This is a genomic window from Streptomyces pathocidini, from assembly GCF_001418495.1.
Taxonomy (GTDB): Bacteria; Actinomycetota; Actinomycetes; order Streptomycetales; family Streptomycetaceae; genus Streptomyces; species Streptomyces pathocidini.
Genome location: NZ_LIQY01000186.1, coordinates 1 through 9699, shown reverse-complemented (window position 1 = coordinate 9699; position 9699 = coordinate 1). Strand labels below are relative to the sequence as shown.

The 9699-nt window shown below is 73.3% G+C and carries 9 protein-coding genes; 6 read left to right on the top strand and 3 right to left on the bottom strand.

The features are described from left to right. Nucleotides 1-731, top strand: a 731-nt coding sequence (locus tag AOK16_RS10945; RefSeq protein ID WP_055472059.1) for an SAM-dependent methyltransferase, incomplete at its 5' end; no start/stop codon positions are given. Nucleotides 732-952: 221 nt separating this feature from the next. Here the strand turns inward: AOK16_RS10945 and AOK16_RS10940 are convergent. From AOK16_RS10940 to AOK16_RS10930, 3 genes are read right to left on the bottom strand one after another with little or no spacing between them, the layout of a single operon-like run. Continuing rightward, nucleotides 953-1195: a response regulator transcription factor gene (locus AOK16_RS10940; RefSeq protein ID WP_055472058.1), complete on the bottom strand. Its 243-nt coding sequence runs from the start codon at nt 1193-1195 to the stop codon at nt 953-955. Nucleotides 1196-1197: 2 nt separating this feature from the next. Then, complete coding sequence (locus AOK16_RS10935; RefSeq protein WP_055472057.1) at nt 1198-2097, bottom strand: DUF1365 domain-containing protein; 900 nt, start codon at nt 2095-2097, stop codon at nt 1198-1200. Further along, entirely contained in the window at nt 2094-3356 is a 1263-nt protein-coding gene (locus AOK16_RS10930) for an NAD(P)/FAD-dependent oxidoreductase (protein ID WP_055472056.1), read from the bottom strand. The genes AOK16_RS10935 and AOK16_RS10930 overlap by 4 nt, the downstream gene beginning before the upstream one ends. 255 nt (nt 3357-3611) lie before the next feature. Between AOK16_RS10930 and AOK16_RS10925 the strand changes: the two genes are divergently transcribed. From AOK16_RS10925 to AOK16_RS10905, 5 genes are all read left to right on the top strand, one after another. After that, on the top strand, nt 3612-4955 hold the full coding sequence (locus AOK16_RS10925; protein ID WP_055472055.1) for an NsdA family TPR-like regulatory protein: 1344 nt from the start codon (nt 3612-3614) through the stop codon (nt 4953-4955). 289 nt (nt 4956-5244) lie between these two features. After that, entirely contained in the window at nt 5245-6258 is a 1014-nt protein-coding gene (locus AOK16_RS10920; RefSeq protein WP_055472054.1) for a D-alanyl-D-alanine carboxypeptidase family protein, read from the top strand. Between the two features lie 13 nt (nt 6259-6271). Continuing rightward, nucleotides 6272-7438, top strand: coding sequence for an endonuclease/exonuclease/phosphatase family protein (locus tag AOK16_RS10915; RefSeq protein WP_079101250.1), 1167 nt, complete (start codon nt 6272-6274; stop codon nt 7436-7438). 69 nt (nt 7439-7507) lie between these two features. Continuing rightward, the gene (cseB, locus tag AOK16_RS10910) at nt 7508-8236 is read left to right on the top strand and encodes a two-component system response regulator CseB (RefSeq protein WP_055472053.1); all 729 of its coding nucleotides are present in this window, start codon (nt 7508-7510) and stop codon (nt 8234-8236) included. 1 nt (nt 8237) lies between these two features. Next, entirely contained in the window at nt 8238-9566 is a 1329-nt protein-coding gene (locus AOK16_RS10905; RefSeq protein WP_055472052.1) for a sensor histidine kinase, read from the top strand. Nucleotides 9567-9699: the final 133 nt, after the last annotated feature.

Sequence of the window (9699 nt, the reverse complement as noted above, 5' to 3'; positions counted from 1 at the left end):
CCCTGTTCCTGGCCCAGGAGTACGACTGCCACGTCACCGCCGTGACCCCCTCCGCCGAGCAGCAGCGCTTCGTGGCCCGGCGGGCGTCGGAGACCGGAGTGGCGGACCGGGTGCGCGTCGTGCCCGGCACCTTCGAGACCGCCGGCCTCGCCGGGCCGCGCTTCGACGCGGCGGCGATGGTGGGCGTGCTGGAGCATCTGCCCGAGCACCGCGAACCCCTGCGCAAGGTGCACCGGCTCCTGCGCAAGGACGCGTCCTTCTACCTCTCCGCCAGCTGCTACCGCAGCCGGGCCGCGCGCCGGGAGTACGAGCGGCGGCCGCGCAGCCTGCACGCCGTGGAGCTGTACGGGTTCACGGCGATGAACGCGCTCTCCCAGCTGGTCGAGGAGGTGGAGGACGCGGGATTCAGCCTGACCGCGCTGACCGATCTGACCGCGCACTACGACCGGACCATGCGCGACTGGCAGCGGCGCATCGCGGCCGGCCGCGCCGCCATGGACGCCGCGGCGCCGGGGTTCGCCGATGGGATCGGGCACTACTTCGAGGCCGCCAGGGCGAGTTGGGGCTACACGGCCAAGCACTACGCGCTCGCCGCGACACGCTCCCGCCTGGGCGCCACCCGCGTACCGGGGAACGGCGACGTGCTGGAGAACAGCGCCGTGCCCGAGAGTGCTGAGGTGCCCGCGGAGGACGGCGACCGCGCCTCGGACACCCGCCTCACGGGCGTCTGACCGCCCTCGGACACCCGCCTCACGGGCACCTCACCACCTGGGCCCGCGAAGGTCAGCCCCGCGCCGAACCCTATGAGGAGCACGGGGCTCCCGGCGGCGATGTCCTCGCGTTCGAGCGCGCCGCCAGGGCCAGCGGTACCGACGCCGCGGAGGTGTTGCCGCACTCGGTGACCTCGCGGGCGACGGCGGCACCGGGTTTCGTGTCCACTCGGGTTTCGCGTTCACTCGGTCCCGGACCGGTGGGCCGGCTCCAGGGCGCGCAGCACCGCCTCCACCCGGCAGGTGACGCCCAACTTGGCGTAGACCGCGCCGACATGCTTCTTCACGGTCTTCTCGCTGATGCCGAGCCGGCGGGCGATCATCCGGTTCGACAGCCCTTCGGTGACTCTGAGCAGCACTTCCGCTTCGCGCCGGGTCAGCGGTTTGCCGAGGTCGGGCGGGGGTTCGAGGGAGCAGGGTCGCATGGTCAGTCGCCTCCTGACTGCCGCCGCCGGGGCCGGGGGGCGCCGGTGGGGCCGGGTCCGACGCCCGGCTGCGGTGGGTGGAAACGGCGGCGCCGGACTCGTAGGCCGAGCCTCCGCAGCCGCCAACTCCGGTAGTGGACAAGGGTGATCGTCCGGTAGGACGCCAGGGGATGCGCCAGCAGCGCTCCCAGCCGCCGGGCCCGGGGCTCGACCGGCACCCCGCGCAGGGTGGCGACCAGGGCGGTGTGGTCCCGCGCCGCCCCGGGCACTGCCGGCTTCCCGGGGACCTTCGCCGCTTCGGCGGGGCGCCGCAGCGCCGCCTCGTCGGGACGCCGCAGCACGAACGTGACCGCCAGCCGGTCCTGTTCCAGGCGGAACCTCATCAGGTAGCGCCCGTCGACCGGGAACAGCGGCGAGACGTAGAACTCCTTGTCCGCCTCCGCGCGGCCCTCGCCGTCGGGGCGCACCAGGTAGCAGTGGCGCTCGCCGAAGGTGTTGCGCACCTCCGCCACCACGGCGGCCAACCGGCCGTGCCGGTCGTGGCACCAGTAGAGCGTGACCGGGTCGAAGACGTAGCCGAGGGCCCTGGCCTGGGCGAGCATCAGCACCCGTCCCCCGGTGGTGTCCACGCCGTTCAGGAGCAGGAAGTGGCCGATGTTCTCCCGCAGGGTGCGGGCGGGGTCGCCCAGATGGTCGGCCGCCCGGAACCGCAGGAGCCAGGAGAGCGGGGCGCGGGGCGCGGGCGGTGCGGACACGTCCACGAGCCACAGCCGGAGCCGGTGGGAGAAGCGGTGGTCCGCGTCTTCGTGGCGGTGGTGCACCACCTCGCAGTCGAAGAGCACCGGGGTGCGAATGCCGGACGTGGCCGAACCCCGGTTCCGCGTCGCGTGTTCGGGCGTCACCACTCGCTCCCCAGGGCCGCGGCGGCCCGCACTCCCGACGCGCAGCCGTCCTCGTGGAAGGCCCACCCCTGGTAGGCCCCGGCGAACGCGAGGCGGGGGCCGTTCAGCCCCGGCAGGCGCTCCCGGGCGGCCACGCTCGACGGCGTGTGGACCGGGTGCTCGTACACCATCCGCTCGATGACCCTCTCCTCGCGTACCCTGCGGCCGGGGTTGAGCGTGACCACGTAGTCGGCCGGGCCCGCCAGGCGCTGCAGCCGGTTGAGGTGGTAGCTGATCAGGACCGGCGCGTCGGGGCGGCGGTCGCCGGCCGTCCTGCGCACGTTCCATGAGGCGCGCAGCCGCTCCTCGGCCGGCAGCAAGGAGGAATCGGTGTGCAGCACCGCCTCGTTGGCGACGTACGGGATGGCGCCGAGGACCGCTTTCTCCTGCGCCGTGGGGTCGGCGAGGAGCTGCAGCGCCTGGCCCGCGTGCACGGCGAGCACCGCGCGGTCGTAGCGGAGTACGCGGTCCCGGGCGTCCCGTACCTCGACCCCGCCGGCCACCCGGCGCACGGAGCGGACCGGCTGCCCCAGCCGTACGTCGGGCAGCCCGGCGAGGACGCGCCGCACGTACGCGCGGCTGCCGCCCGTGACGGTGCGCCAGCGAACCGCCGCCCCGCCCGGGAGCAGCCCATGGTGGTCGAGGAAGCGGAAGAGGAACCGCGCCGGGTAGTCGCGGGCCGTGGCCGCGCCGCAGGACCACAGGGCGGAGACCAGCGGCAGCACCAGGTGGTCGGCGAAGACGGCCGAGTGGCCGTGGGCGTCGAGGAGTTCGCCCAGGGTCGTGGCGTCGGCCGCGGGGTCCGCGAGCGTGCTCCGGGCGAGGGCGGCGAACCACCGTGCCTCGTCGGCCAGTCGGCTCCATCGCGCCGCGGGAAAGCCGTCGGGGCACGCGGGGGCGGTCCGCAGTGCGCTTCCGGTCAGGTACGCGATGGGGCAGCGCTCGCAGGTCAGGCTCATCGACATGTCGGAGCCCTGCGTCCGTACGCCGACCTCCTGGAACAGCCGGGTCAGCTGCGGGTAGTTCCGGGTGTTGAACACCATGAAGCCGGTGTCCACGGGAAGCGCCGCCCCGTCCGCCCGGGGCACGTCGTGGGTGTGCGCGTGGCCGCCGGCGCGGGGTTGCGCCTCGAACAGCGTGACGTCGTGGCTGCGCCGCAGGATGTGGGCCGCGGTGAGCCCGGAGACGCCCGCGCCGACCACTGCCGCGGTCTCCGCCATGTCGGCCTCCTCGCCTCGCGCCCGCGCGCCGGGCGCACAACACCGGAGTGCGGCCGCCCTCGAATGCTCCGGTACCAACCGATACGAAAAGCAGGACTCGGCTGATACTGGGCAGGAGTCCAGTGCATCGCTGTTCGGCAGACGAGTGCGAGAGGGGTGGGGGCGCGGAGGCGGTGCACTACGCGGCAAGGTTGCGCACTTGTGAATTCCCGTGGGCTCGCACCACCCACCAGCAAGTCCTCGGGAGCGCACCACGTGCCGAACCCACCCAATGACCGGCTGCGAGCCCTGCTCGCGGAATGCGACTGGAACACCGCCCAACTCGCCGCCGCCGTGCGGGCTGTGGCCGACCAGCACGGACAGAACCTGCACTGCGACCGGTCCACGGTCTCCCGGTGGCTGTCCGGGACGCGTCCACGCCCCCCGGCCCCCACCTATCTGCTGGAGGCCCTGTCCCGGCGTCTCTCCCGGCCCGTCACGGCCACCCAGGCCGGGCTGACCCGGCTCCAGGGCGACCCCCTGCCGAGCAGGCTCCGGTGGGACGGCGACCCGCTGCGCATGCTGACCGAACTCACCCACCTGCAACTGCAAACCGCCCGGTGGCCGTCGATCACCGCCGACCCGTTGAGCCTGGGCTCCCTCTCGGTCCCCGACTACGCCGAGTTGAGCGACCGGCGCCGACCCGCGCGCCCCACCAGCCGGATGCGCGGGGTCGGCGCCGCGGAGATCGAGGCGGTCCGCACCATGCGCAGGGTGTTCTCGGCCAGTTCCGCCACCTTCGGCGGCGCCCACGCCCGTACCGCCCTCGCCGCCTACCTCGCCCACGACGTCATCCGATGGGTCCACTCACCCTCGGACGGGGACGTCCACCGCGGTCTCCTGTCCGGGACGGCCCAACTGACCGTGCTCCTGGGGAACATGTGCGCCGATTCGGGAGCCGACGCGCTCGCCCAGCACCACTACCGCACGGCCGCGCTCCTGGCAGCGGAGGCCCGGGACACGGACACCTACGCCATCGCCGTACGCACCCTGGGCACCCACACGGACCGGCTCGGCCACGTCGGCGCCGCCCGCCGCCTCGCCCAGCAGGCCGCCGACACGGCCCGACGGGCGCCGAGCGCGATCCAGGCCTATGTGCAGGCCCAACTGGCCGTCTCCGAGGCCCGATGTGAGAACCCGCGCCAGGCCCTCGCCGCGCTGAGGACCGCCGAGCGCCTGCACAGCCAGACCGGCACGACGGACGATCCCTTCACGTCCTATTCCCTGGCCGGCCTGCACTACCAGCGGGCCGAGACCCTCGCCGCGCTCGGCGACCGCTCCGGCGCGCTGACCGCCCTCGCGTACTCACTGCGCCAGCGCGCCGCGGACGAGCGCCGCGCCCGTGCCCTCACCCACGCCCGCATCGCCGAGCTCCTCATGCAGCTGGGCCACCTCGAAGAGGCCTGCTCCCACTGGCGGGCCCTGCTCGACGACCACTCGGGGCTGCGCTCCAGCAGATCCGCACAGGCCGTCAGGGTCATGCGCCAGTACCTGCGGCCCCACCAGCACCGCGCCGAGGTCGGCCGGCTGCTCGCCCGCGGCGCCGCCTTCGGCGTCTGAACCGGCCCGCACGCGCCGGACGCCCGGGTGCACCGCAGGACCGGCGTCCAGGTACGCCGACGTCCCCACGGCGACGGTCCGCGACGACCCGTACCCGTACACCGGCTTCCACATGGCGGCGACGCGGGGCGGAGGGATGAGAGCGCCCGCCCCCGAACCTGATACCCGGCTGATACACACCTGAGCGGTCACCGACGGATGGCCAGGTCGGGCCGGATACGTGCATCCCGCAGGGTTTGCCGAGTACGGGGAATCCCCCGCGCTCGGCTGTCCTGGAGGTGTTTCCCCGATGCGCTCTGCCCGCCTGCGGATCGCGGTGTCGTGTTCCGTCGCGCTCGCGATCATCGAGACCGTCGCCTGGCTCGGCTTCCCCGCCAGCGGCAACGAGCGCGGGGCGGCGCAGCGCCTGGGCGCCCCGACGGTCTCCGTGGCGCCCGCCTCGACGATCTCCGTGGCGCCCTCGACGACGGTCTCCGTGGCGCCCTCCACGACGCTGCCCTGGCCGCGGGAGGGCCAGGCCGCCGTCGAGGTGGAAGGGGTGGGCAGTCTGGGCAGCAGCGGTGCGCCGACGCCTGTGCCGATCGCCAGCGTCACCAAGGTCATGACCGCGTACGTGATCCTCGCGGACCACCCCCTCGCGCAGGGGAAAGAGGGACCGGCCGTCACCGTCGACGCGACGGCCGCGGCCGAGTCGCTCTCGCCCGACGAGTCGACCGCGCCGGTACGGGAAGGACAGAAGTTCACCGAGCGGCAGCTGCTCGAACTGCTGCTGATCCCCTCCGGCAACAACATCGCCCGCCTCCTGGCCCGTTGGGACTCCGGCAGCCAGGAGGCGTTCGTGGCCAGGATGAACCGCACCGCCGTGGCCCTCGGCATGACCCGCACCACCTACACGGGTGCCAGCGGTATCGAGGCGAGCACCCGCAGCACGGCGGTGGATCAGCTCAAGCTCGCGCACGAGGTCATGAAGAACCCGGCGCTCCGAGAGATCGTCGCCATCCGCAGCACGACCGTGCCCGGCGTTCCGGGCACCGTCGACAACACCAACACGCTGCTCACCAAGCCCGGGGTGATCGGCCTCAAGACCGGCTCCAGCACCCCGGCCGGCGGCGCCCTGATGTGGGCCGCCCACGCCTGGACCAGCAAAGGCGCAGACCGTCGGCTGGTGCTCGGCGTCGTCCTCCACCAGCGCCCCGGCACCACGCCGAGCGAGGGGCTGCGCACCGCGCTGACCAGCAGCGACCAGCTGATCAGCGCGGTCCAGCGGGGCCTTCCCCCCACGTTCGCCGCCCACCGCGGCTGAAGGGGAGCCACCGATGACGACGACAGTGGACCACATTCCGGCGGGGCCGGCACGACGGGCCCCAGGCCCGGACACGGCCCAGGGCACGTACACGGTCGCGGCCCCGGACGCGGGCTCGGACGCGGGCCCAGACACGGTCGCAGTCCCAGGCACGAACACAGACGCGGCCCCGGACACGGACGCGGGCCAAGACACGGACACGGGCTCGGGCCTGGCCCCCGGCCCGGACACCAGACCGGCGCGCGACCGCCGACCGTACGCGTGGACCTGGCGACGGGGCCGGACCACCGCGGCCCTCGCGGTCGTGACCGCCTCGCTCCTGCTCTTCCACGCCCACGTCCCCAACGCCGTCGGAAACCTGGGCAGTCTGCTGGAGACGTTCCTGCCGTGGACAGCGGCTCTCGTCGCCGTACTGGCAGCCGTCGCACTCGTCCGCCGCTCGGCGACCGCGCTCGTCGCCGTACTGCTGCCCGCCCTGGCCTGGGTATGGGTGTTCGGCGGCATGCTCACCGACAAGCGGGCGGCCGGTGGCGACCTCACCGTGGTCACCCACAACGTGAACGACGCGAACCCCGATCCCCGGGGCACCGCCCGGGCGCTCGCGGCCTCCGGAGCCGCGGTTCTCGCGCTCGAGGAGCTCAGCCCGGCGACGACACCGCGGTACGAGAGCGCGCTGGCCGGCACGTACCCGTACCGCACGGTGCAGGGCACGGTCGCCCTCTGGAGCAAATACCCGCTGCGCGACGCCCGGCCGGTGGCGATCATGCCGTGGACCCGTGCCCTGCGTGCCACCGTGGACACCCCCAAGGGCCCCCTCGCCGTCTACGTGGCCCATCTGGCCTCGGTACGGGTCCGGCTCGACTCCGGCTTCACGACCGGGCAGCGCGACGAGGCCGCCCGGCTCCTCGCGGACGCCCTGCGCGAGGAGCGCCTGCCGAGGACTGTTCTGGTGGGCGACTTCAACGGGACCACCGACGACGCGGCCCTGACCCCGGTGACCTCGCGGATGCGCTCGGTGCAGGACACGGCGGGCCAGGCGTTCGGCTTCAGCTGGCCGGCCGCGTTCCCCATGGCGCGGATCGACCAGATCCTGGTGAAGGGCGTCGAGCCCGCCTCGGCGTGGACGCTGCCGGCCACCGGCAGCGATCACCTGCCGGTGGCGGCGGCCCTCAGGCTCTGACAACGCCACCGACCGCCTTATTGTCTTCTTTGACCGTTTCTTTCCCGTAGGTCCCATAGGTTTGGTCAGATGTCCGATCCAGAAGCCCCCGGCGGTTCCCCGTCAGCCGTCTCCCTGCTGCTCGTCGAGGACGACGAGGTGATCCGCAAGTCGCTCACCATGGCACTGCGGCGCTACGGCTACGAGGTGACCGCGGCGGGCGACGGCCTCACCGGTCTCGAGCGCTTCCGGGAGGGGCGGCACGATCTCCTCGTCCTCGATGTGATGCTGCCCCACCTGGACGGCATCGGCCTGTGCCGCAAGGTCCGCGAGACGGATCCGACCCCGATCCTGATGATGTCCGCGCGCGGCGACGCACTCGACGTGGTGTCGGGTCTGGAGGCGGGCGCGGACGACTACATCGTCAAGCCCGTCGACACGGCGGTACTGGTCGCCAGGATCCGTTCCCTGCTGCGCCGGGTCACCTTCGCCGCGGACGCGACGCCCTCCGAACCCCCCGCCGGACCCGACGCGGACCGGCTCGTCTTCGGCGACCTGGTCGTCGACACGCGCGGCCTGGACGTCTCCCTTGCGGACGAACCGGTGACGCTCACACCCACCGAACTGCGCCTGCTGCTGGAGTTCGCGGCGCACCCCGGCATCGTCCTGGACCGGCAGCGGCTGCTGCACGAGGTCTGGGACTACGGCTGGGACGGCGACAGCCGCGTCGTCGACCTGTGCGTACAGCGGCTGCGCAAGAAGATCGGCGGCGAACGCATCGAAACCGTACGGGGTTTCGGCTACAAGTTGCGGCGCTGACGTGCCGTACCGACTCGCCTCCCTCGCCCGCGCCCTCGTCCGTGCCGCGGACCCGCGGTCGCTGCGCTGGAAGATCGCCGCTCTGGTGGCCGCCGCGACCTGTGCCGTCGCCGCGGCCATCGGGGTGCTCGTGCACCAGGCCACCTGGGACCGCTCCCTGTCCCACAGCGAGGACACCGCCCTGCGCGACCTGGTGTCCGCGGTCAGCGAGCACGCGGACCGCAGAGGCGGGGACGCTCAGGACAGCCCCGTCGTTGGCTACTCCGTCTACGATCCGGCGTCCCTCCCCGACCCGCTGCAGCACCGCCTCGGCGCCTCCCGGGCAGCCGTCACGTGGTACGACGACCGGCAGCCGGACCTCCCCTGGATGTGGGCGGCGCAGCGGGACGGCAAGGACGTGCTCGCCGTCCAGATCTCCATGACCGGCGAGTTGTACAGCCTGGAGGCGCTCGACCGGCACATGACCGAGGCCGCGCTGCTGGCGCTCGCGGTGGTCATCCCGCTCTCCGCCCTGGCCACCGAACTGCTCAACCGGAGGCTGCGCAGAGTGGCCGGCACCGCCCGGCGCATCAGGGACGGCGACCTGGACGCCCGGACCGGAACCGGGGGCCACGACGAGATCGCCGAGATCTCGGCCGCCGTCGACCTGATGGCCGACTCCCTGAGGGAGCGGCTGCGCACTGAGCAGCGGTTCACGGCTGACGTCGCGCACGAGCTGCGCACCCCGCTGATGGGCCTGGTCACCTCGGCAGGGCTGCTGCCGGACGGCGAGGCCACCGATCTCGTACGGGACCGGGTGCGGGTCCTGCGGGCGCTCGTGGAGGACCTGTTGGAGATCTCGCGGCTGGACGCGGGCGCCGAGCGGGCAGATCTCGTGGACATACCGCTGGGCCCGCTCGTCGAGGACTGCCTGCGCCGCGCCGGCCTGGAAGCCCGGCTCACGGTGGCGGGCGAGCCGACCGCGCACACCGATCCGCGCCGCCTGGACAGGATCGTCACCAATCTCGTCGTCAACGCCCGCCGCCACGGCCGCCCGCCCGTCGAGGTGTCCGTCGGGGTCTGCGACGAGATCTCCGGTGGGGGCGCGACCATCGCCGTACGCGACCACGGCCCCGGCTTTCCCGAGGATCTGCTCGCCCACGGTCCGCAGCGCTTCCGGACCGGCGCGGCCGAGCGGGGCGGCGGCCACGGTCTGGGGCTGACCATCGCCCAGGGCCAAGCCGCCGTCATCGGCGCCGGACTCCACTTCTCCAACCCCGAGTCCGGCGGCGCCGTCGCCACCCTTCACCTGCCCCTGCCAGGAGCCGACGGAGCTTCAACTCGCGCGTAGAAGCCGAGGGTTGACAGGAAGACAGGTGCATCCGGCCGACCAGCGGCATACCATAGGCATGCAGGACGCCTCGGGTCGTCGACGATCCCACCGGACAGAGGGAGTAACCCCCATGAGTGGTCCCGCCATACCC